Raw genomic sequence first — 23,982 nt, forward strand, 5'->3', positions numbered from 1 at the left:
TTTACAAAAAAGTAAATTCACTCGAACTGACAGAAAAAAGGATGCCGTTTCAATCCTTAACGCGCTTACTCGTTGTCAAAAACACTGTCTATAACAGCTTTATGACGTTTTTTAAATCTTGTACTAGAACCAGCTGCAGGTACTGCGTAGTATTTACGAGAACGAACTGTTAGTTTAACTAACTCAAAACGCTCTAACATATAACTCCAAGCTCCCATATTTCTTGGCTCTTCTTGTGCCCATATATATTCTTCTACATTAGGGTATCTATCTATTACTTTCTGAATCTTCTCTAAATGTAGTGGAAATAATTGCTCAATTCTTACTAAAGCAATATCATCTCTCTTTAAATTTTCTCTTTCTTCCAATAAATCGTAATAGAATTTACCCATACAGAAAACAAGTTTCTTTACTTTTTTAGGTGCTAGTGTGTCATCTATAACTTCTTGAAATTCGCTAGTAGCTAAATCTTGAATTGTATTTACTGCTTTTGGGTGACGTAATAAACTTTTAGGCGTAAATACTATTAATGGTTTTCTATACGTACGTTTCATGTGTCTACGCAATAAATGATAGAAATTTGCTGGCGTAGTACAGTTAGCAACGGTCATATTATCTATGGCACATAATTGTAAATAACGTTCTATTCTTGCAGATGAATGTTCAGATCCTTGTCCTTCATAACCGTGAGGTAATAAGACAACAATTCCGTTTTGTAATTTCCATTTATCTTCTGCAGCAGAAATATATTGGTCGAACATTATTTGAGCTCCGTTAGAAAAATCTCCAAACTGCGCTTCCCAAATAGTTAACGTGTTTGGGTTTGCCATGGCGTAACCATAATCAAAACCTAATACACCATATTCAGACAATAACGAGTTATAAATCGTCATTTGTCCTTTGTTATGAGGGTTTGTATTTAGTAAGTTAATACGTTCTTCTGTAATTTCATCACGTAAAATAGCATGTCTGTGAGAAAAAGTTCCTCTTTCTACATCTTGTCCAGAAATACGAACATTATATCCTTCTTCCATCAAACTTCCGTAGGCAAGTGTTTCTGCCATTCCCCAATCTAAATTATTGGTTTCAAAAACCATTTTAGCTCTTCCTGCTAAGATACGTTCTGCTTTTCTAACAAATTTTACATTCTGAGGAACTGTAGAAACTACTTTTGCAATATTTTTTAATTTATCCTCATCGTATTTTGTGTCGTTGGTAAGCAACATGGCATCTAAATCTTCACGCTCATATCCTTCCCAAGTAGATTGCATAAACTCTCTAACAATAGATTTTTCTACTTTCTTAGCTTCTTCAAACTCTTTTTCAAGCATTTGTTTGAATTCTGTAGTAATTTCGTTTACATAAGAATCATCTATAGAGCCTTCTGCAAGTAATTGTGCAGCATAAATATCTTTAGGGTTGTTATGTTTAGAAATTGCTTTGTATAATTTAGGTTGCGTAAAACGAGGTTCATCACCTTCATTATGACCATATTTTCTATAGCCTAATAAATCGATAAAAATATCTTGTTTAAACTTCATTCTAAACTCTAAAGCCATTTCCATTGCATGACAAACAGCTTCTGTGTCATCTGCATTAACGTGTAAAACAGGTGATAAAGTTACTTTTGCAACATCTGTACAGTATGTACTAGAACGCGCATCTAAATAGTTAGTTGTAAAACCAATTTGGTTATTTACCACAATATGAATGGTACCACCCGTTTTATAACCATTTAGTTTTGCCATTTGAGTAACCTCATAAGCAATACCTTGGCCAGCAATAGCAGCATCACCATGAATTATAATTGGTAATATTTTACTAGAGTCTCCATCGTATTTTCTATCAATTTTTGCTCTGGTAATTCCTTCTGCAACTGCGGCAACTGTTTCTAAGTGAGATGGGTTTGGAACTAAATTCATTTTAATTTCGTTACCATCTCTATAGGTTTTACTTAGTGTTAAACCTAAATGGTATTTTACATCACCATCAATATCTTCATCTTCAAAATCTTTCCCTTCAAATTCACTAAATAAATCTCTAACAGGTTTTTTAAAGATGTTTACTAAGGTGTTTAAACGACCTCTATGTGCCATCCCTAAAACACATTCTTTAACTCCGTATATTTCTGCGGCATCTCTTAAAATAACGCTTATACCCGGAATTAAAGTTTCTCCTCCTTCTAAAGAAAAACGTTTTTGACCTACATATTTAGTTTGTAAAAAACTTTCAAAAGTAACAGCTTGATTTAGTTTTCCTAAAATATATTTTTTAGCTTCTATAGAGTAATTAGCGTGGTTGTCATTTTTATTAAAACGATCATGCCACCACTTTAATTTCTCTGGATTACGCATGTACATGTATTCTACACCAATAGAATCACAATAAATGCGCTGTAAGTTTTTTATAATTTCTTTAAGTGTAGTTTTACCTAAACCTAATACTTCTCCTGCAGAAAATTCGGTATCTAAATCGTTTTCGGACAAGCCAAAGTTTTCGATATCTAATGTAGGTTGATACTGTCTTCTATCCCTTACAGGATTTGTTTTGGTAAATAAATGACCACGTGTTCTGTATCCATTGATTAAATCTAAAACAAAAAATTCTTTACGTACTTCATTCGGTATTTCAGAAGAAACTGTTTCTTCTTTTAAAGAATAATTTTCATTTGCTAAATCATAACCTTGAAAGAAGCTTCTCCAACTTGGCTCTACGGCATCTGGGTTTATTAAATATTTATCATATAAATCAGCTATAAAGCCTGTGTGTGCTGCGTTTAAAAACGAAAATTTATCCATATTGTAGTTTGTGCTTTTGTAAAATAAGCTATACGTAATAGCAAAAATACAATTTTTGAAATAAAAGGTTATTTTTTTTTCTTAAATATTCTACAAAATATTTTTTTTATTTTTTTTTCAAAATTGTTGCGAAAGTTTAAAAAAGATGTATATTTGCACTCGCTAATCGCAAATCTTGCGAAGCAAACTCCTCCTTAGCTCAGTTGGTTAGAGCATCTGACTGTTAATCAGAGGGTCCTAGGTTCGAGTCCTAGAGGGGGAGCCAAAAAAGTCTTATCTTAATTGATGAGACTTTTTTTTTGTTGTATCTTTTTTTTTGGTAAAAGGGGATCAAGGATGGATCAAGTCAAAAAGTTGTGGGATTTTAGGATTAGGCAAAAATAGTAGTAAGTCTAAAAAAGGAAGAATTTTAAGTTTTTTAATATTAAGAAAGTGTGTTTTTAAGTTAGTGCATAAATAAGGTGAAAAAAAATATTACAAATTTTATTTTTTTTGCAATAAATTTATAAAAAAGTGTATATTTGCACTCGCTAATCGCAAATTAAGCGAAGCAAACTCCTCCTTAGCTCAGTTGGTTAGAGCATCTGACTGTTAATCAGAGGGTCCTAGGTTCGAGTCCTAGAGGGGGAGCCAAAAAAGTCTTATCTTAATTGATAAGACTTTTTTTTGTTTTAAATAGTGTTATATATGATGTTGAGTCAATATTAAAAGTGTAAATATGGTTTCTGTTGATTTAGTGTGTTTAATTAAATAGGTCTTGTTTCTTATAGTTAACATATTTCAATTATTTTAAAAGCACTGAAGTAAATAGAGGTAAGAGATCTTTAAATAATCATACGTAATTACAATAATCTAGTTGTTTTAATTGAGAAGGATATAGCAAGGTGTGCTAATGTTTGTGAGTAATTGAGTAGTGTAATATGGAATTGTTGTAAAATAAAAAAGCTGAATATTTTAAAAAAATATTCAGCTTTTTGTCGGGGTGGCAGGATTCGAACCTGCGACCTCCTCGTCCCAAACGAGGCGCGATGACCGGGCTACGCTACACCCCGAAAATGATTCCTCATTTAAGGACTGCAAAGATACACTCTTTTTGTAAATAGCAATTGTTTTTTTATGTTTTTTTTGCAAAAATTAATTAATTATATCTTTTTATGTTTCTATTAATAAAATTTATAAACATTCGCTTTTATAAGTATCAAAAAATGATACTTTTACACTTCTAAATTCGATACAGAATATTATGTCAGACACAATAGAAAAAATTAAATGTTTAATTATAGGTTCTGGTCCTGCAGGATACACTGCGGCTATTTATGCAGCAAGAGCAGATATGAAACCTGTAATGTATACAGGGATGCAAATGGGAGGTCAGTTAACAACTACAACAGAAGTTGATAATTTTCCAGGATATCCAGAGGGTACCGATGGTACTGCAATGATGGGAGATTTACAAAAACAAGCAGAACGTTTTGGTACAGATGTTCGTTTTGGGTTAGTAACTAGTGTAGATTTAAGTGATAAAGTTGGCGGAATTCATAAAGTTATTGTGGATGAGTCTAAACATATCGAAGCAGAAACTATTATTATTTGTACAGGAGCAACCGCAAAGTACTTAGGATTAGAAAGTGAACAACGTTTAATTGGTGGTGGAGTTTCTGCATGTGCAACTTGTGATGGATTTTTCTATAAAGGACAAGATGTTGTAGTTGTTGGGGCAGGAGATACAGCAGCAGAAGAAGCTACTTATTTATCAAACATTTGTAGTAAAGTAACAATTTTAGTGCGTAAAGACTTTATGAGAGCTTCTAAAGCGATGCAGCATAGGGTAAATAAAACAAAAAATATTGAAGTACTTTACAATACAGAAATAGATGAGGTTTTAGGATCTAATGTTGTAGAAGGTGTAAGGGCTATCAATAATCAAACAAAAGAAACTACAGATATTGCTGTAACAGGTGTTTTTATTGCTATTGGTCATAAACCAAATTCAGATTTATTTAAAGGAGTTTTAGATATGGATGAAACAGGGTATTTAATTACCAAAGGAAAATCTACAAAAACAAACTTACCAGGAGTTTTTGCTGCTGGCGATATTCAAGATAAAGAATACAGACAAGCTGTTACAGCGGCAGGTACAGGTTGTATGGCTGCTTTAGATGCAGAACGTTATTTAGGAGCTTTAGAATAAGTTTACTTAAATTAGAGCATAAAAAAAGAGATTACATTAATATGTAATCTCTTTTTTGTTATCTATCATTTAAAGAAAGTTCTTAAACTGTAGCAGAAGCTTTCATAGATTTTCTATAAGTAAAAGAATTAAAAATATTTCTTTTACCAAAATTATTCATAGATTTTGCGTTTACAAATTTTCCGAAAAGTATTTTACTAACACCAAAGTATTCGTATTTGTTTCCGTCTGTAAAAGTAACTTCTAATAACATACTTTTATGGTGCCAATCTGCAACCTGAAATTCTGTTATTGTTTTTTTATAAGCCTCTAAATTAGCTTCTTTAGTCTCTGGTGCTATACTAACCAAGAAATGGTACCCATCAATAATTTGCGTACTCATAACATCTGCTTCTTCTTTTTTAGCCTCATCAGTAAACTTATCTGGATGCCATTCCTTTACTAAACCTCTATAAGCCTTTTTTAAATCTTTTAAATCGATAGGGCCTTCTACTTTAAAAAGTTTTTTATATTCTTTAATACGTTTCATTCGTGTGTTTTCAAATTGCGTGCAAAAGTACTGATATTAAATTGATTATGATGCAGTAATTTTTTATTAATTGTAAATTCATTTTTTTCTACATTTTATTCAGGGTACTACTTTTTTGTTTTTAAACTTAAAATTCATTTCTAAATATTTTTAAAAATCAGCTGTTTGCTGATTATTATCATTTTACAACTCATTTTTAATTTGCACCTTTAAAGATATCTAAATCATTTTATTATGAAAACGAGCATTTCTTATTACCAAAACAAAAATGAATTTCGCCTATTTGTAACCAAATCATTTTCTAGTTTAGTAAAACTTAAAGAAGAAGATAATCAGGTTTCTTTTAATGAATTGGTGTTAGAAATTTTACCAGAAATTCGAAAATATGTAAACCAAAGATTTATTTCAGCAATTAAAAAAGGTCATTTTTCTAAAATGAAATACAAATCTGATGACATTATAGATCAACTTTTTATTACTATTTATGATAATATAGAAGAGGTTAAAAGTGAAAATGATTTCTATTTATGGTTGTTTAAAAAAACGAATGAACTATTAGAAGATGTAATTGTTGAAGAAGAATTTAACGAATTGTTTTTTAAAAACATTGATGATTATTCTAAGCCAGAATGGAATGAAATGCAAGAGAAGTTTAGCACAGATGGAGGAGGAGATTTATTAATGATTGAAGAATTAGATGATTTGTCATACAACCATAACGATTATAGTTTAGACCATGTTTTTGTAGAAGATAATGAAAAAGTGTTGGCCGATAAGTTAGATAAAAAAATAGGAGAAGATAAAATTAATGAACATATTGATTTGGTTTTACATAAAATGCCTTCTGGAATGCGTATTGCGTTTTATTTATTTACAAACCAGAAGTTAAGAGTGGATGAAATTGCAGAAATACAAAAGAAAACAATACCTGAAATTGAAAAACTTTTAAGCGATGCTAAAAAAGTAATTCAAAGAAGTTTATTTAATAGATATTCGGTAGATAAATAGTGTGTCTCTTATTTTCTATATGATAAAGATTACTATATATCTAATATAATGTAAAATCACTTTTTAGATATTTGATAAAAACATCAAATTAATAAGAAGTGATTTTTTTTCTGCGGATAGAATCTTTTTGGGCATTAGACCAATTGTATTTACCTTCAAAAATACCTTTTGTTTCCCAGTCTCCGTACATTGGGTTTGGTAACACAATAAATTTGGTGCCAAAAGAAGCTTTTAAGTTATCTGCATTGTTATTTCTTTTTATAGTAGAACTGTTTTCGAATATTGAAGAAAAGTCTGATAAGTTGTCTCCTAAAAGTAATACGATTTCATGTGTTTTTTCAACAATATTTCTTCTGGTTCCTTTTTCGCTACTATTTGTTTTTAAAAGTACATGCGTCTCATCAGCAAAAGGAAATCCTCTTAATTTTAAATTTTTAATAGTTTCTTTTGTTTGTTTTGCATCCCTATTAGAAATATAAAAAACTTGAATATTTTTGCTTTGCGCATAATTAAAAAAAGCTACAGCTCCGGGTATGGACTTTGCATTTTCTTTTTTTACCCATTCTGCCCAACGTAAAGAGGTGTAATTTTCGTCTAGTTCAATTTGTTTACCACTATACGGACTATTATCTAGCACCGTTTCATCTATATCGGTAACAATAGCCATTGGTTTTTGTGCATTATTTTCAGCAATAATTTTATCTAATTGCAATTGTGCTAAATTGTATGCTTGATAAGTGAGTGCTTTATATTCAGATGCATTTTGTTGCCATAATACGGCTTGAATAGCATGCTCTTGAAGAGTTGTTTTACGTATGTTTTTTTGTTTTATAGTTGTAATTTGAGTTTTACATCCTAAAAAGATAAAAACAGTAAAAAGAGAAATAATAATTTTATTTTTCATTATGGAATATTTTTTATGCAAGACTAAAGGATATCAAAATTAATCTAATTTAATTATTTTACTAAGAATTTAAGCATAAAAAAACCATCATATTAAATGATGGTTTTATAACAAACAACTAATTTTAATCTAAGTAAAAAAGATTAATTTTTTAATATTTATATGATTGTCAGTTGAGCTTGAAAAAGAATATGAAAACTTTAACAAACTCAATTTGACATCAAGAGGTTTTAGAAGCAGTATTTATTTTCTGCTTTTACTTTTTCTGCTATTTCGTTACGTAAATCTACGATATCTGGATAGTTTTGGTATTTAGTAAAACGTTTTAAGCCCATTAACATCATACGTTGCTCATCACCTTCGGCAAAAGAAATAATACTTTCTTTACCTTTTTCTTCAATAATATCTACTGCATGATATAAGTATAGTTTAGACATTGCAATCTGTACAGATTGTGCTGCTTCACTAGTACGTTTTACATTTTTTTCTGTTCTTAAGATAGCAGATTCTGCCATATAGATTTCAATTAAAATATCTGAGGCAGCAATTAATAACTGTTGATGTTTCTCTATTTCTGGACCATATTTTTGAAGTGCTGCACCTGCAACCATTAAAAATGTTTTCTTTAATTTAGAAATCATTAATTTTTCTTCAGAAAAAAGTTCAGAAAAATCTGGTGTTTCAAAAGAAGGAATACCCATTAAACTGTTTGCAACTTCTGTTGCAGGGCCTAATAAATCTACATGTCCTTTCATTGCTTTTTTAATTAACATACCTACAGAAAGCATTCTGTTAATTTCATTGGTACCTTCATAGATACGAGCAATTCTTGCATCTCTCCAAGCCGATTCCATAGGAGTTTCTTCAGAGAATCCCATTCCACCAAAAATCTGAATTCCTTCATCAGCACAGTTTTGTACATCTTCAGAAACTGCTACTTTTAAAATAGAACATTCAATAGCATATTCTTCTACACCTTTTAATTCTGCTTCTTGGTGTGTGTTTCCTGCAGCCACTCTTAACGCAATTCTATCTTCGATATCTTTTGCAGATCTATAAGTTGCAGATTCACCAACATAAGCATTGGTAGCCATTTCAGCTAGTTTTACTTTAATTGCTCCAAAATCTGAAATAGGAGTTTTAAATTGTTTACGTTCGTTTGCATAATTTACGGCATGAGAAATAATTCTACGTTGAGAATCTAAACATGCACCCGCTAATTTAATACGACCAACATTTAAAGCGTTCATGGCAATTTTAAAACCTTCGCCACGACCCGCTAACATATTTTCTACAGGAACAACGGTATCGTTAAAAAATACTTGTCTTGTAGAGGAAGCTCTAATTCCTAATTTATGTTCTTCTTCACCCAACGTAATTCCGTTTGGGTTTTCTTTATCAAACTCTACAATAAAACCAGTTATGTTTTTATCACCTTCTATACGGGCAAAAACAATCATTAATTTACAAAAACCTGCGTTTGAAATCCACATTTTTTGACCGTTAATTTTGTATGATTTTCCATCAGCAGACAATTCTGCAGTAGTTTTTCCAGAATTTGCATCAGATCCTGCGCCTGGTTCTGTTAAACAATAAGCACCAAACCATTCTCCAGTAGCCAATTTAGGAACATATTTTTGTTTTTGTTCTTCGGTTCCGTATAATGTAATTGGCATTGTACCTATTCCGGTATGTGCACCAAATGCCGTACTAAAAGAACCTGTTCCACTAGAGATATAATCACAAGTTAATAATGTAGAAACAAATCCCATTCCTAAACCTCCATAAGCTTCAGGAACTGCTACTCCTAAAAATCCTAATTCACCTGCTTTACGCATTACTTCTTCTGTAAGTGCATAATCTTTTGCTTCAAAGCGAGCTTTGTGAGGAATGATCTCTCGATCATTAAATTCCATCACAGCTTCTTTCATCATTTGTTGTTCTTCAGAAAAATCTTCTGGAGTAAATATATCTTCACAGTTTGTTTCTTTTACAAGAAATTGACCACCACGTAGAAGGTCTTTTTTGGATGTTCCCATATTTTTTTTTGACTTATGACGGTAAGACTTATGACTTATAACGATCTTTGAATTACCTTCTTGATTAAATTTTAATTTAGTTTTTATTTTATTAACGGAATTAAGTCATGCGTCTTAAGTCCATTTTGTCTTATGTCTCTATTTAAGACAGAAACTCAAAAACACCTGCAGCACCTTGACCAGTACCTACACACATCGTTACCATTCCGTATTTGTTTTTCATATCGCGCTTGCGCATTTCATCAAATAATTGCACAGATAATTTTGCTCCTGTACAACCCAATGGATGACCTAATGCAATGGCACCACCATTAACATTTACAATATCTTGGTTTAAATCTAACTCACGCATTACAGCTAAAGACTGAGAAGCAAAAGCTTCATTCAATTCAATTAACTCAATATCGTTTTGTTGTAAACCTGCTTGTTTTAAAACTTTAGGTATTGCAGCAACAGGCCCAATTCCCATAATTCTTGGTTCTACACCAGCAGCAGCGTAATTTACTACTCTTGCAATTGGTTCTAGATTTAATTCTTTTACCATTTCTTCGCTCATTACCATAACAAAGGCAGCTCCATCACTCATTTGAGATGAATTACCTGCTGTTACACTTCCTCCAGCAGCAAATACTGCTCTCAGTTTTGTTAAAGCTTCAATGCTAGTTCCTTTTCTAGGACCTTCATCTTTAGTTACAGTATATTTTTTTGTTGCTTTCTTTCCGTTTTCATCTAGATAAGTTTGCTCTACTTCAATAGGAACAATTTGATCTTGAAAACGATTTTCTGCTTGTGCTTTTAAAGCTTTCATATGAGATTTAAAGGCAAATTCATCTTGGTCTTTTCTAGAAACCTTAAACTGATTTGCAACTGCTTCTGCAGTATTTCCCATTCCCCAATAATAATCTGCGTGACCAGATTTTACGGTATCGTAATTTAATTCTGGTTTAAATCCTGTCATTGGTACAGAGCTCATGCTTTCTGCTCCACCAGCAATAATACAACTTGCCATTCCTGCTTGAATTTTAGCTGCTGCCATTGCAATTGTTTCTAGTCCCGAAGAACAGAATCTGTTTACAGTAACACCAGGAACATCCACAGAATTTAATCCTATTAAAGAAATAAAACGTGCCATGTTTAAACCTTGTGCGCCTTCTGGCATTGCGTTACCAACAATTACGTCATCTATACGTTTTACGTCTAAATTTGGTAATTCTTTCATCATGTGCTGAATGGTTTCTGCACCTAATTCATCTGCACGTTTAAAGCGAAAAACACCTTTTGGAGCTTTTGCAACTGCGGTTCTATATGCTTTTACTATATATGCTTGTTTGCTCATATCTTTTATTTTTGACTTATGATGATTTGACGTATGACTTAAGACTTACCCAAGTTTTCCATAAAACGTGTTATCATTCCTTGAATTATTTGAATTTTTCTTTCTAAATGTTTAAAAGTTTCTTCTGAAATATATCCTACTTCAAAAGAAATTATTAATTGTGTTTCCCATTCAAAAGCAGAACCTAATGCTGTTTCTAAATATTGTGTAAAATGTTTATCTGTTCCTTTACTTGTGCCTTCTGCTATATTTGAAGGGATTGAAACAGCACATCGTTGCATTTGACTTGACAAAGCATAAATTTCAGATTTAGGAAACTTTTTGGTTTCAGTATAAGTATCTTTTACAATACTAACCCCGTCTTTCCAAATAGTTAATTTTCTAAAATTATGTCTTGCTGCCATTTTTTACTCGGTTTTTTATTTGACTTATGACGTAATACTTTTCAGGCTGTCTTGCAGTCTTATGTCATCAAGTCTTACGTCTTATTCATCTAGTTACGTAACGGTTTCCCCGTTTTTAACATGTGTTGAATTCTTTCTAATGTTTTACGTTCTGTACAAAGAGATAAAAACGCTTCACGTTCTAAATCTAATAAATACTGTTCTGTAACCAATGTTGGTTCAGATAAATCTCCACCAGCCATAACGTATGCTAGTTTATTGGCAATTTTCATATCATGTTCAGAAATGTATTTAGAATCTTGCATAGAATCTGTACCTACTAAAAACATCCCTAAAGCTTGCTTACCTAAAACTCTAACATCATTACGTTTTACAGGTTGCGTATATCCACTTTCTGCCATTAGTTTAGCATGTGCTTTTGCAGTTGCTATTTGTCTGTCTTTATTAACAACTACCACATCTTTTCCTTGTTGCAGTAAACCTAAATCGAAAGCTTCGTAAGCAGAAGTAGATACTTTTGCCATACCAATAGTTAAAAAGTTTTCTTGTAAAATGTTAAGCTCTACATCTCCTTTCTGAAAAGAATCTGATGCTCTTAAAGCCATTTCTTTAGAACCACCACCACCAGGAATTACACCAACTCCAAATTCTACTAATCCCATATAGGTTTCTGCTGCTGCAACCACTTTATCTGCGTGTAAAGAAATTTCACAACCACCACCTAAAGCCATTCCATGAGGAGCAGAAATAGTTGGTATAGATGAATAACGCATACGCATCATAGTATCTTGAAAATATTTAATAGCATAATTTAATTCATCATATTCTTGCTCTACAGCCATCATAAAAATCATACCAATATTAGCACCTACAGAAAAATTTGCTGCTTGGTTACCAATAACCAAACCTTGAAAATCTTTTTGTGCAATATCAATCCCTTTATTGATACCTGCTAAAACATCACCACCAATGGTGTTCATTTTAGATTGAAATTCTAGATTTAAAATTCCATCTCCAATATCTTCTATTACAACACCAGAATTTTTAAAAACTTCGTTTGATTTTCTAATGTTATCTAAAATGATAAACGATTCTTGACCCGGTTTTTTAGTCTGAGATTTAGAAGGAATATCATAAAAATAAGTTGCGCCTTCTTTAACAGAGTAAAAAGATTTAGAACCAGCAGCTAACATTTCTGTAACCCAAGGTGCAGGTTCTTTACCTTCAGCTTTCATTAATTCGATTCCTGCTTCTACACCAACGGCATCCCAAATTTCGAAAGGACCATTCTCCCAACCAAAACCAGCTTTCATTGCATCATCAATTTTGTAGATTTCATCAGAAATTTCTGGAATTCTATTCTGAACATACGCAAACATTGCCGCAAAGTTCTTTCTATAAAATTCACCAGCTTTATCTTTACCTCCAACTAATACTTTAAATCTATCAATAGGCTTATCAATCGTTTTCGTAAGTTCTAAAGTTGCAAATTTTGCTCTTTTAGAAGCACGATATTCTAAAGTATCTAAGTCTAATGTTAAGATTTCTTTCTTACCATCAACAACTGTCTTTTTGTAAAAACCTTGACCTGTTTTACTTCCTAACCATTTATTTTCCATCATTGTATTGATGAAACCAGGAAGCTTAAATAAATCATGTGCTTCATCATTAGGGCAGTTGTCATAAATTCCATTAGCAACATGTACTAAAGTATCTAAACCAACAACATCAACAGTTCTAAAAGTTGCAGATTTTGGACGACCAATTACTGGCCCCGTCAACTTATCAACTTCTTCAACCGTTAAACCTAATTCTTTTACTTGATGAAATAAAGATTGAATTCCGAAAATTCCAATTCTATTTCCTATAAATGCAGGGGTATCCTTCGCTAAAACAGATGTTTTTCCTAAGAATTTTTCTCCATACATCATTAAAAAATCTGTAACTTCTTGTTTACAATCTGGACCAGGAACAACTTCAAAAAGTTTTAAATATCTAGGAGGATTAAAAAAGTGCGTTACTGCAAAATGTTTTTGAAAGTCTTTACTTCTTCCTTCATTCATAAACTTGATAGGAATACCAGAAGTATTGGAAGAAATAATAGTTCCGGGAGTTCTGTATTTCTCTAGTTTTTCAAAAACGATTTTTTTAATATCTAATCGCTCAACAACCACCTCCATAATCCAATCTACATCAGCAACCTTTGCAATATCATCATCTAAATTACCAGTGGTAATTCTATTTGCAAATTTTTGATTATAAATAGGAGAGGGCTTCGATTTAAGTGAGGCTGTAAGTGCATCATTTACCAAACGATTTCGTACAACTTTGTCTTCGAGCGTTAATCCTTTGGCTTTTTCTTTGTCGTTTAATTCTCTTGGAACAATGTCCAATAATAGAACTTCAACTCCAATGTTTGCAAAATGACACGCAATGCCACTTCCCATAATTCCAGAGCCAACTATTGCTACTTTTTTAATTCTTCTAGTCATTTGTTTTAAAATTATTTGACGTATGATTTAAAAAGACGTAAGACATAAGACTTTTGCATTCAGTCTAATTATCTTATGTCATTTAGTCTTTAGTCATTTTTGTTATACTGCTTTATTGTTGACGTTTTCATAAATTTCTTTATCTGCAATTAATTTATTAATGGTTGATGTTACCTTAAAAAATCCTGCTAAATCTTCTTCAGAAACATGGGCTCTTACCGTGTTATTAAATTGAATAACATGACCTCTGGAGACTTTACGCATTTCTCTACCATAATCTGTTAATTTAATAATAACACTTCTACCATCTTCTGGGTTCTTTTCTCTACAAATAGCACCTTTATCTTCCATCGTTTTTAAAATTCTAGAAAGACTTGTTGGCTCCATACCCATTAAAGGACCTAAAGCCGTAGATGGGGTTCCGTTTTGTTTATCAATATTTAATAAAACAAAAGCAGTTGCCATTGTGCTATCGTGTTTTACTGCCTGTTCATTATACACTTTTGCAACGGCTTGCCACGTTGCTCTAAGCTCATGATCTATTGATTTGTGTTTATCCATTCTGTCAAATATATAAAAATTTATTATGCATGCATAGTAAATTTGAAAAAAGTTATGCGTGCATAGTAAAATTTAACAAAAAATATAGATGTTTTTTTAAAACGTATTCGTGCTTTATGATCGTTTTTTTTCAATATTTATTGGGGTTACAGGAATAATTTAATCTTTAGATTCTTAATTTTTATAAAATGGTTTTTTAAGGCAAGCCTTTAGATAAAAGTAAAAAGAGATTCTTTTAATTTATATTGTAACGTTTTAGTCTCTATGAATACTAATATTATTAAAATATGTAAGTTTGTAGTACCGAGAACTTTTCTGAAAAAAATAATAATACTGAATGAAGAATTTATTAGAAGTTAATAATGTTGTAAAAAATTATGGAGATTTTAGAGCATTAAATGATGTTTCCTTGCACATTCCTAAAGGATGTGTTTTTGGTTTATTAGGACCAAATGGAGCGGGAAAAACATCTTTAATTCGGATTATCAACCAAATTACAATGCCAGATAGTGGTGCTATCATTTTAGATGGAGAAGAATTGGCTCCGCATCATACAGCGCAAATTGGGTATTTACCAGAAGAGCGTGGTTTGTATAAATCGATGAAAGTAGGAGAACAAGCATTGTATTTGGCACAATTAAAAGGATTAAGTAAATCCGAAGCAAAAAAACGGTTAAAATATTGGTTCGATAAATTTGATATTTCTGCTTGGTGGAACAAAAAAATTGAGGAACTGTCTAAAGGAATGGCGCAAAAAGTACAATTTATTGTTACGGTGATGCACAATCCTAAATTATTAATTTTTGATGAACCTTTTTCTGGGTTCGATCCTATTAATGCGCAATTAATTGCTAAAGAAATTTTACAACTTCGTGATGAAGGAGCAACCATTATTTTCTCGACACACAGAATGGAATCGGTAGAAGAAATGTGCGATGAAATTGCTTTGATTGATAAATCTAATAAAATTTTAGACGGAAAGTTAGATGATATCAAACGCGAGTTTAGAACGCACACTTTTCAAGTGGGATTAAATACAGCAAATCCTAAGGAGGTAGAAGCAATGTTAAAAGAGAATTTTGAAGTTTCGCCAGCAAACTTTAAATTATTAAATGATAGTTTAACCCTAAATGTAAAATTAACAGCAGCAAATTCATCTAACGATTTACTATCTTTTTTAACAAGTAGAGGAGAAGTGCAACATTTTGTAGAGTTGATACCAAGTGCAAACGATATTTTTATTCAGGCAATACAAAAAAATAGTTAAGAAAATGAGCAAGTTAAAACTAATTATACAGCGAGAGTTTATTGCAAAGGTTCGTAACAAATCTTTTATAATGATGACTTTTTTAAGTCCGTTATTAATGCTTGGTATGGGAGCCTTAGTTTATTTTCTGATGAAAAAGAATGACGAAAAGGTAAAAGAAATTGTGTATGTAGATAATTCTAAATTGTTTTCTAAAGACGATTTTAAAGACACAGAAACTGTTCATTATTTAGATTATACTGCATTAGGAGTAGATGAAACCAAAAAGAAAGTAGAAGAAGGTAATTATTATGGAGCGTTAATTATACCTAAACAAGATAGTTTAGAGTTGTTGGCACATGCTATAGAGTTTTATTCTAAAGATTCTCCAGGAATGTCTGTTATAGGTTCTCTAGAAAATAAAATAGAAACCAAGATTAGAAATGAAAAACTAAATGATTTTGGTATCGATTTAGAAAAAATTAAAGCATCTAAAATTAATACAGATATAAAAATGTTTAATTTTTCTGGAGAAGAGTCTTCCAAATTAATAAACGGATTAAAAATAGGTATTGGTGCAGTTGCTGGTTACTTATTAATGATGTTTGTTATTATTTACGGTAACTCTGTAATGCGAAGTGTTATAGAAGAGAAAACAAGTAGAATTATAGAAATTATTGTATCGTCTGTAAAACCTTTTCAGTTAATGTTGGGTAAAATTATAGGGAACGCTTCTGCTGGTTTATTACAGTTCTTTATTTGGGGAATTATATTGCTTGTATTAAAAACGGTTGCTTCATCTGTTTTTGGAGTAGATGTGGTAGAAATGCAAACTGCAAGAGTACCAGCAGAACAGATGGAAGCAGTAAAAGCGGCAACCGGAGGTGGAGAAATGCAAATGATAATGCAAGAAGTTTTAAGGCTGCCAATTTTAAAAATGTTTGTCTTATTTATTTTTTACTTTTTAGGAGGGTTTATGCTGTATAGTTCTCTGTTTGCCGCAGTTGGGGCAGCTGTAGATAATGAAACAGATACACAACAATTTATGTTGCCAATAATGTTGCCTTTAATGTTAGGTATTTACGTTGGTTTTGCAACGGTTATGAACGATCCTCATGGATCTATAGCAATATTGTTTTCTTACATTCCGTTTACAAGTCCTATTGTGATGCTAATGAGAGTTCCTTTTGGAGTTTCTTGGTATGAGTTGGCAATTTCTATGGCATTATTATTGGTTACCTTTGTATTTATGGTTTGGTTAGCAGCAAAAATATATAGAGTAGGTATTTTAATGTATGGTAAAAAACCAACCTATAAAGACTTGTATAAGTGGTTAAAGTATAAAGGCTAATTTTTATGGAAAAGCTAAAAGAATTTCTTAATTATTCGTTTAATTTAACAGACGGTATTCATCTTAATGTAAAAACAATTTTGGTGGTAACCATTGTTTTTGTTTTAACAAGTTTATGTATAAATTTGATAAGAAAGTTTGTTAACAAAAGTTTAAATGAAGAAGATAAAGGAAAGTTTAAAGCAGTTTTTTCATTTGTAAAATATATAATCTACACCATTGTTTTAGTCATAGCTTTAGAGTCTTCTGGGATTAAAGTTGGGGTGTTATTAGCTGGTTCTGCTGCATTATTAGTAGGTATTGGTTTAGGGTTACAAACCTTATTTCAAGACATTGTATCTGGTATTTTTATCATTTTAGACAAATCTCTACATGTTAATGATATTATAGAAATTGAAGGGAAAGTTGGAAAAGTGGTAGAAATAAGGTTAAGAACAACAAGAGCAATTACTATAGATGATAAAGTACTTATTGTGCCTAATCATAAATTTTTAACCACTAGTTTATTTAATTGGACACAAAATGGAAGTCAAACAACAGAAAGTGTTGCCATTGGTGTTGCTTATGGTTCGGACGTAGCGCTAGTTAAAAAACTTTTAATAGAGGTAGCAAAAGCACATCCAAGAGTTTTAACATCAAAAGAACCAAGAGTTTTGTTTGATGATTTTGGAGACAGTGCGTTACAATTTAAATTGCTTTTTGTTATCAATAATAGTTACGAACACTTAACCATAAAGAGTGATTTACGTTTTGCTATTGATCAAAAATTTAGAGAAAATAATATTTCAATTCCATTTCCACAAAGAGATGTACACCTTATAAAATAAGAAAAAGATGCCAAAAATATTAATAATAGAAGATGAAGCTGCTATTAGAAGAGTTTTAACAAAAATAATTTCAGAAGAAAATGAAACGTATCATGTAGAAGAGGCAGAAGACGGATTATTAGGAATTGAAATGATTAAAAATAATGATTACGATTTGGTTTTGTGTGATATTAAAATGCCAAAAATGGATGGCGTTGAGGTGTTAGAAAAGGCAAAAAAAATAAAACCAGAAATACCAATTGTTATGATTTCTGGTCATGGAGATTTAGATACAGCAGTAAATACTATGCGTTTAGGTGCTTTCGATTATATTTCTAAACCACCAGATTTAAATAGGCTTTTAAATACAGTAAGAAATGCTTTGGATACAAAAGTGTTGATTGTAGAGAACAAAAGGCTAAAGAAAAAAGTAAGCAAGAACTATGAAATGATTGGTGAAAGCGACGCAATTTCTCACATAAAAGAGATGATTGAAAAAGTAGCACCAACAGATGCAAGAGTTTTAATTACTGGTCCTAATGGAACAGGAAAAGAATTGGTAGCGCATTGGTTGCACGAAAAATCGGATAGAGTAAAAGCACCATTAATTGAAGTAAATTGTGCTGCAATTCCATCAGAATTAATAGAAAGTGAATTATTTGGACATGTAAAAGGTTCTTTTACAGGCGCAAATAAAGATAGAGCAGGTAAGTTTGAAGCAGCAAATGGTGGAACTATTTTTTTGGATGAAATAGGAGACATGAGTTTGTCTGCACAAGCAAAAGTTTTGCGTGCTTTGCAAGAAAATAAAATTCAACGTGTAGGTTCTGATAGAGATATCAAAGTAAATGTTAGAATAGTTGCTGCAACCAATAAAAATCTAAAGGAAGAAATTGCAGAAGGTAGGTTTAGAGAAGATTTGTATCATAGATTAGCTGTTATTTTAATTCAGGTTCCTTCTTTAAATGATCGAAGAGAAGATATTCCTTTATTAGTAGATTTTTTTACGGATAAAATCTCGGTAGAACAAGGAATGCCTAAAAAAGGATTTTCTTCTGCAGCAATTAAATTGTTACAAGAGTACGATTGGACAGGTAATATACGTGAATTAAGAAATGTGGTAGAACGTTTAATTATTCTTGGTGAGAAAGAGGTTTCTGCAAAAGACATTAAACTTTTTGCTTCTAAATAGTGTAAAACTATTGTTAAATCAAGTAACTATAAATAAAGTTGATGGAAATATAAAAAGTTACCATTGACTTTTTTTCTTTTTTAAGGTATTGAATTTTATCTTTGTGGTGTTAAAAAAATAGAATATTAATAATAAAAAAATAAAAAAAATGGCAACAGCAGTAGGGAAAAAATTTCCAGATTTAAATGTAGACGCAATGAATGAAATGGGAGATACATTTAAATTAAATGTATTGGAAGAAGCAATTAATAACAAAAAGAAAGTGTTATTATTTTGGTACCCAAAAGACTTTACATTTGTTTGTCCTACAGAATTACATGCTTTTCAGGCAGCTTTGGGAGAATTTGAAAAAAGAAATACAATTGTAATTGGTGCTTCTTGTGATACTCCAGAGGTGCACTTTGCATGGTTAAGTACTTCTAAAGACAATGGTGGAATTGAAGGTGTTACTTACCCAATTTTAGCAGATTCTAACAGAAACTTATCATCAATTTTAGGTATTTTAGATATTACCAATGAAACTTTTGATGAAGCTTCACAAACAATTCAAGTAGAAGGAGATAACGTAACTTATAGAGCTACTTATTTAATTGATGAAGAAGGAACTGTTTTTCATGAAGGAATTAACCACATGCCAGTTGGTAGAAATGTAAATGAATTTTTACGTTTAATTGATGCTTATGCACACGTTCAATCTCACGGAGAAGTTTGTCCTGCAAACTGGGAAGAAGGTAAAGACGCAATGTCTCCTGATGCAAAAGGAACTGCAGCTTATTTAGCTTCTCACTAATAAAAATTAAGAATAAAGAGTTCGTGTGTGTATCGGGGGATTAATGCGCGGACTACTTTATTTTAAATATTTAATATTATGGTACAAGAATTAAGTGTAGATAATTTAGCAGAAATAGTTTCTGATAATAAAAAGGTAGTTGTACAATATGCAGCAACTTGGTGTGGAAACTGTAGAATTATGAAACCAAAGTTTAAAAAATTATCTTCAGAAAATGAAGATATGGTTTTTGTAATTGCAGATGCAGAAAAATTTCCTGAAAGTAGAAAATTAGCAGACGTTAGTAATTTGCCAACATTTGCTACTTTTGTAGATGGAAAAATAGTGAATCAAACACAAACAAATAAGTTTGAAGTTTTAAAGGATCTAGTAAACGAAGTTGTTTAATTATGAAATTACCTGTAATAAAACACTTAACTAATTTTATCGAAGAAAACGATCAAGATTATGTGCTAGAAACCATAGAAACTTTAGAAGCTTTAACAGAAGTTCCATCTTTAAAAGATGAAGAATTAGACGTTATTGGAGAGTTAATTTCTAATATGTACGGAGCTGTTGAGGTAGATAAAATGATAAAAGAAGGAACACCTAAAAAAGAAGCATTAAATGCTTTTATGAAACGTGTTCTAGGTTCTATTGATAAATAAATAGCGACCTTTATAATGTATAAAAATCTCAAGTGAAAGCTTGAGATTTTTTTTTGATAGCAATGAACCTTTTATTGCTCTTAAGTTTTTTATTAGATAAACCTCATTAACATTTCAATGTTGATGAGGTTTATTTTATCTGTTTTTATTTATAATACAGTTCTTAGTGGTTTTTTATTTCCTCTAATTCCTTTTCTAAAGCCTCTGCTTTTTCTTTAAATTTTTGCATAGCATTTTTAAGCTGACTGACTTTTTTAATGAGCTCATCATTTTGTAAAGCTTCGTAAGTTGTTGCGCCGTTTGTTTCTTTTATTTTTGATTTGCCTCCGCAAGTTGGGCAATTTACTACTGTACTCATTTTATTCATTTTTTTTTAAATGATCTATAATTCCACTTTTAAACACGGTTTTTAAAGGTCTTTCAGCTTTGTTTACATAACCAATGATAATAGAAGTGTGTACTATCATTTTTTCAAAATCTAAAACCACGGTTAAATAATCTTTTTTACCTGTTTCGTGCCAGTTAACGATATAAAGATCATTGCCAATTTTTTTTGAACGATATGGAATGTCTTTATTTCCATTTCCTTTTGCTGGTCCTGCCACCCATTTATATTTGGCTTTACCTTTGTAAAAATCAAAGTGAATGGCAGTACCATTTTGATATTGAAAATTAAAAGAATAGCCGTCTAAATAATGTTCTGGCTCTCCAAATTGAAAGTTGTTTTTTTCTTGTGTTTTGTTTTGTGCTAAACCAAGTCCAACACTAAATAATACTAGATAAATAGATGTGATTAATTTTGTTTTCATAATTTTTGGTTTTAAATAGATTCAATTGCTTTTTTGTTTTCAGTGTTGCTTGTAGTCATAAAAACAACAGTATAACAAGTTGTAAACATTTGTTTTATTGTTGTACAAAGATGAAGCAATTGCAACTTATACAAAAGATAAAAAAGTGACTTAAAATGGTAAAAGTTGGACCAATAGTCTTCTTATATTGATTTTATAAATGATTTTGGGGAAATTATACTTTTTTTTCTCTTTCTAATAAAAACGATCCTTACTTCTTTAATTTTGATTTAATGAAAAGAGCCATTTCTTTTCCCCAAATCTTATAAGTCAGTTCTGAAGGATGAACACCATCACTAAAATATATTTTAGAATTATTATTAGGTAATGCATGTTTTTTACTCCATTGCTCCAAGGTAATTACTTCATTATAGTAAAAAACGTTCTTTTTGTTTTTAGTTAAGAGATCTAACCTTTTGCCAAAAATTTCTACCAAATTACCAATTACAAATTTTATAGCCCTTGTAAAAGCAGGAAACTCTTTTATTGGAGGCATATTTGTAAAGAAAATAGGTGTTCTTGGGAATTTATTTTGAAGTAAATTAATGAGTTCTTCAATGGATTTATGCCAATTTTTAGGAGAATTTAAAGTAAAAGCATCGTTACCACCCATACCAATAATAATGATGTCGGTACTGGTTTCTTCAATTTTCGGAATAATTTTTTTACAAACTCTTTCTGCCGTATAACCACTTCTTGCGTATACTCGCCAATTTATATTTTTTTGTAATTCTGCAGAAAGTGTATCTGCTAAAGCTCCTGTAAAACCGTTTTTATGATAGTCTACGCCAACTCCTGCAATGGTACTTTCTCCGATAGAAAGTATATGTAGTGTTTTGTTAAAATTTCCATTTACCAAACCTTTTGGTTCTTTGGCTTCAGGAAGTGAGGGAACTTTTTTACGAATGTTTTTTCCTTGAAAATATAAAATAGGTAGTAAAGGAATAGAAACAATACTGCCTAGAAAGTATTTTAATTTACTGTTCATCTTTTTTTTCCTCGTTCGCTTTTTTTATAATAGCTTTTAAACGTTCTTTATTAAGTTGTTTTTCTAATTTTACCTTATTGATTTTTTGATTCATCAATTTAGTGTGTTTTGCTTTATTAACGGAATTTTTTGCTTTTCCTTTTCCCTTTTTTGGCATTGTAATAAAATTAAGGGTTAGTTATTTTCTATGAAATAACCACCAATTCATATCTCTTGTTAATTTATATCCTAGTTTTTCATAAAGAGGAATTGCAGGGTTTCCTTTATTAGTATGTAACATTGGTAGTTTATTCTCTTTTAAAATTTGTTTGGTTACATAAGAAACCAATTGTTTGGCAAACCCTTTTCTTGTATAATCAGGATGTGTAACAACGCTACTAAGTTCAATAAAATCATCAGTTTGCATTCTTTGTCCTGTAAGAGCAACTAGTTTATTGTTTTTAAAAATACCATAATAATTACCCATTTTAAACCCTCCTCTTTGATAAAAACCAGGCATTACCAACCAAATTAAATCATAAACTTCATCAATGTATTCTTCACCTAATAAAACAATATCTTCTGTTATTTCTAGTTCTACATGTCTTTCTAAAACCATTTGACAACCATTAATTTTTTTATCAAGAATAACATGCTTTGTATCTATTGTAGGTGTTTTTTCTTCTACAACTAAAAAGAATCTTTCAGCTATTTTAGAGTGTGCAGTTAATGCTTTTGCTGTTTTTGAAGCATCCTCAAAGGCTCCAAAAGAACAAATTTCTGGTTGGTAGAACTCTACACCATCATATTGTATTAAAAATTGATGATGTGTGTCCTTTAACGAATACCAAACTGGGTTTTTTAGTTTTTCTTCTAAAGTTTTCATAGAGAATAAATATATAAAAAAAGCTCGCAAATTGCGAGCTTTTTACAGGTTGATTTCTTACAACTTTATAATTCCTTTTTAGATAAAACAGAAGATCCCGTAAAGTTTGTTATAATTATTTTAGGGGTTCCATATACTTCTGTTTTACTTTTGTCTGATGCGTCTATTGTTATTTTTTCTGATGTTTGAATTGTAAAATTGGCACTTTCTTTAACGGTAGTGTTGCAATTAGTAACAATCAATTCTTCTCCTTTAAAAGTAGAATCTTCAAGAGTTAATGCGTTTAAAGAAATAGCAGAACCTTTAATATTTACAATAGCATTTCTCATCATTCTTGTACTTAAGCTATCTGTTTTAATAGTTATTTCTGTGTTACTAGATTCGCTTAAATCTAAATTAACCTCTTTACTAGTAATGTCTATTTTAGATTTAGAACGTAATTGAAACCTAGATTTATTATTATTAATAAGATTAAACTTGTTAGATTCTACAGATAAGTTTGCAATTGTATAGTCATTTATCTGAAGCAACATAGAAGGAGTTTCTATTGCGTTTAACGATTCTATTTCTGCATCATTATTTAATACGATTTCTTGTAGAGGGTTGTTATAGTATACAGTAATATTTAGACGTTTTGCTCTTAATTTGGCTGTAGTAGAAATGGTTAGTATAGAATCTAGAACGCTTATTTCGATAGCATCATGTAAATTTTCATCAGTTTCCACTTCTACGAATGAGTTTGCTGATTTATATAAAACAACTTTAAAATCATTATTAACAGATATCTTGTTAAACGAATTTAAATCTGTTTTAACTCTTGTAACAACTTTATTTCCTTTTATTTTTTCTTGGCTAAAGCTTGTAGTTGAGACTGTTATCGATAGTAGTAACAGTAATAAAATTTTATTTTTCATGATTTTTTGTTCTTTTTTTTTAGCAGAAAAAAACCATTCCAAAGTTTGAAATGGTTTTTTATTATAAAATAAA

The 23,982-nt window shown here is 30.8% G+C and carries 23 protein-coding genes and 3 tRNA genes; 11 read left to right on the forward strand and 15 right to left on the reverse strand.

Translation table 11 applies throughout. The features are described 5' to 3' along the window. Positions 1-65: 65 nt before the first annotated feature. Complete coding sequence (locus WG951_RS14160) at positions 66-2,798, reverse strand: 2-oxoglutarate dehydrogenase E1 component (protein WP_105047603.1); 2,733 nt, start codon at positions 2,796-2,798, stop codon at positions 66-68. Positions 2,799-2,986: 188 nt separating this feature from the next. On the opposite strand from WG951_RS14160, the gene WG951_RS14165 reads away from it, so the two are divergent. After that, a tRNA-Asn gene (locus WG951_RS14165) sits at positions 2,987-3,063 on the forward strand. A 291-nt stretch (positions 3,064-3,354) separates the two neighbouring features. Beyond that, a tRNA-Asn gene (locus tag WG951_RS14170) sits at positions 3,355-3,431 on the forward strand. Between the two features lie 344 nt (positions 3,432-3,775). Here WG951_RS14170 and WG951_RS14175 read toward each other — a convergent pair. Continuing rightward, a tRNA-Pro gene (locus WG951_RS14175) sits at positions 3,776-3,850 on the reverse strand. 191 nt (positions 3,851-4,041) lie between these two features. Between WG951_RS14175 and trxB the strand changes: the two genes are divergently transcribed. Further along, positions 4,042-4,989 (forward strand): thioredoxin-disulfide reductase, encoded by a 948-nt coding sequence (gene trxB, locus WG951_RS14180; protein ID WP_105047604.1) that lies wholly within the window; start codon positions 4,042-4,044, stop codon positions 4,987-4,989. Between the two features lie 82 nt (positions 4,990-5,071). Here the strand turns inward: trxB and WG951_RS14185 are convergent, their stop codons facing one another. Continuing rightward, entirely contained in the window at positions 5,072-5,518 is a 447-nt protein-coding gene (locus WG951_RS14185) for a KTSC domain-containing protein (protein ID WP_105047605.1), read from the reverse strand. A 234-nt stretch (positions 5,519-5,752) separates the two neighbouring features. On the opposite strand from WG951_RS14185, the gene WG951_RS14190 reads away from it, so the two are divergent. After that, on the forward strand, positions 5,753-6,526 hold the full coding sequence (locus WG951_RS14190; protein ID WP_105047606.1) for a sigma-70 family RNA polymerase sigma factor: 774 nt from the start codon (positions 5,753-5,755) through the stop codon (positions 6,524-6,526). A gap of 88 nt (positions 6,527-6,614) precedes the next feature. Here the strand turns inward: WG951_RS14190 and WG951_RS14195 are convergent, their stop codons facing one another. From WG951_RS14195 to WG951_RS14220, 6 genes are all read right to left on the reverse strand, one after another. Next, the gene (locus WG951_RS14195) at positions 6,615-7,430 is read right to left on the reverse strand and encodes a 5'-nucleotidase, lipoprotein e(P4) family (protein ID WP_105047607.1); all 816 of its coding nucleotides are present in this window, start codon (positions 7,428-7,430) and stop codon (positions 6,615-6,617) included. Between the two features lie 230 nt (positions 7,431-7,660). Then, positions 7,661-9,469: an acyl-CoA dehydrogenase family protein gene (locus WG951_RS14200; protein WP_105047608.1), complete on the reverse strand. Its 1,809-nt coding sequence runs from the start codon at positions 9,467-9,469 to the stop codon at positions 7,661-7,663. A 142-nt stretch (positions 9,470-9,611) separates the two neighbouring features. Further along, positions 9,612-10,805 (reverse strand): acetyl-CoA C-acyltransferase, encoded by a 1,194-nt coding sequence (locus tag WG951_RS14205; protein ID WP_105047609.1) that lies wholly within the window; start codon positions 10,803-10,805, stop codon positions 9,612-9,614. Positions 10,806-10,843: 38 nt separating this feature from the next. Continuing rightward, complete coding sequence (locus WG951_RS14210; RefSeq protein ID WP_105047610.1) at positions 10,844-11,209, reverse strand: four helix bundle protein; 366 nt, start codon at positions 11,207-11,209, stop codon at positions 10,844-10,846. Between the two features lie 89 nt (positions 11,210-11,298). Next, positions 11,299-13,701: a 3-hydroxyacyl-CoA dehydrogenase/enoyl-CoA hydratase family protein gene (locus tag WG951_RS14215; protein WP_105047611.1), complete on the reverse strand. Its 2,403-nt coding sequence runs from the start codon at positions 13,699-13,701 to the stop codon at positions 11,299-11,301. A gap of 102 nt (positions 13,702-13,803) precedes the next feature. Beyond that, positions 13,804-14,262, reverse strand: a complete 459-nt coding sequence (locus tag WG951_RS14220) for a MarR family winged helix-turn-helix transcriptional regulator (protein ID WP_105047612.1) — start codon at positions 14,260-14,262, stop codon at positions 13,804-13,806. A 337-nt stretch (positions 14,263-14,599) separates the two neighbouring features. On the opposite strand from WG951_RS14220, the gene WG951_RS14225 reads away from it, so the two are divergent. From WG951_RS14225 to WG951_RS14255, 7 genes are all read left to right on the forward strand, one after another. Next, entirely contained in the window at positions 14,600-15,529 is a 930-nt protein-coding gene (locus WG951_RS14225) for an ABC transporter ATP-binding protein (protein WP_105047613.1), read from the forward strand. Positions 15,530-15,533: 4 nt separating this feature from the next. Then, positions 15,534-16,859: an ABC transporter permease gene (locus WG951_RS14230; protein ID WP_105047614.1), complete on the forward strand. Its 1,326-nt coding sequence runs from the start codon at positions 15,534-15,536 to the stop codon at positions 16,857-16,859. A 5-nt stretch (positions 16,860-16,864) separates the two neighbouring features. Then, positions 16,865-17,686, forward strand: coding sequence for a mechanosensitive ion channel family protein (locus WG951_RS14235; protein ID WP_105047615.1), 822 nt, complete (start codon positions 16,865-16,867; stop codon positions 17,684-17,686). Between the two features lie 7 nt (positions 17,687-17,693). Next, positions 17,694-18,857, forward strand: a complete 1,164-nt coding sequence (locus WG951_RS14240) for a sigma-54-dependent transcriptional regulator (RefSeq protein ID WP_105047616.1) — start codon at positions 17,694-17,696, stop codon at positions 18,855-18,857. A 148-nt stretch (positions 18,858-19,005) separates the two neighbouring features. After that, entirely contained in the window at positions 19,006-19,647 is a 642-nt protein-coding gene (locus WG951_RS14245) for a peroxiredoxin (RefSeq protein WP_105047617.1), read from the forward strand. A 78-nt stretch (positions 19,648-19,725) separates the two neighbouring features. Beyond that, a complete protein-coding gene (locus WG951_RS14250) occupies positions 19,726-20,034 on the forward strand; it encodes a thioredoxin family protein (protein ID WP_105047618.1) in 309 nt (102 codons plus the stop codon). Positions 20,035-20,036: 2 nt separating this feature from the next. Next, positions 20,037-20,294 (forward strand): DUF6952 family protein, encoded by a 258-nt coding sequence (locus WG951_RS14255; RefSeq protein WP_105047619.1) that lies wholly within the window; start codon positions 20,037-20,039, stop codon positions 20,292-20,294. A 163-nt stretch (positions 20,295-20,457) separates the two neighbouring features. On the opposite strand, the gene WG951_RS14260 is transcribed toward WG951_RS14255, so the two are convergent. The 6 genes from WG951_RS14260 to WG951_RS14285 form a co-directional block, all read right to left on the reverse strand. Continuing rightward, complete coding sequence (locus WG951_RS14260; protein WP_105047620.1) at positions 20,458-20,661, reverse strand: hypothetical protein; 204 nt, start codon at positions 20,659-20,661, stop codon at positions 20,458-20,460. Further along, complete coding sequence (locus WG951_RS14265) at positions 20,654-21,103, reverse strand: MoaF-related domain-containing protein (RefSeq protein ID WP_105047621.1); 450 nt, start codon at positions 21,101-21,103, stop codon at positions 20,654-20,656. Before WG951_RS14265 ends, WG951_RS14260 begins: the two co-directional genes overlap by 8 nt. Positions 21,104-21,353: 250 nt before the next feature. Next, positions 21,354-22,130 (reverse strand): SGNH/GDSL hydrolase family protein, encoded by a 777-nt coding sequence (locus tag WG951_RS14270; RefSeq protein WP_105047622.1) that lies wholly within the window; start codon positions 22,128-22,130, stop codon positions 21,354-21,356. Further along, complete coding sequence (locus WG951_RS14275; protein ID WP_170062849.1) at positions 22,120-22,287, reverse strand: hypothetical protein; 168 nt, start codon at positions 22,285-22,287, stop codon at positions 22,120-22,122. The genes WG951_RS14270 and WG951_RS14275 overlap by 11 nt, the downstream gene beginning before the upstream one ends. A gap of 21 nt (positions 22,288-22,308) precedes the next feature. After that, positions 22,309-22,995: a GNAT family N-acetyltransferase gene (locus WG951_RS14280; protein WP_105047623.1), complete on the reverse strand. Its 687-nt coding sequence runs from the start codon at positions 22,993-22,995 to the stop codon at positions 22,309-22,311. Between the two features lie 65 nt (positions 22,996-23,060). Continuing rightward, positions 23,061-23,909, reverse strand: a complete 849-nt coding sequence (locus WG951_RS14285; RefSeq protein ID WP_146105237.1) for a GIN domain-containing protein — start codon at positions 23,907-23,909, stop codon at positions 23,061-23,063. Positions 23,910-23,982: the final 73 nt, after the last annotated feature.

This window comes from Polaribacter butkevichii (assembly GCF_038024105.1).
Taxonomy (GTDB): Bacteria; Bacteroidota; Bacteroidia; order Flavobacteriales; family Flavobacteriaceae; genus Polaribacter; species Polaribacter butkevichii.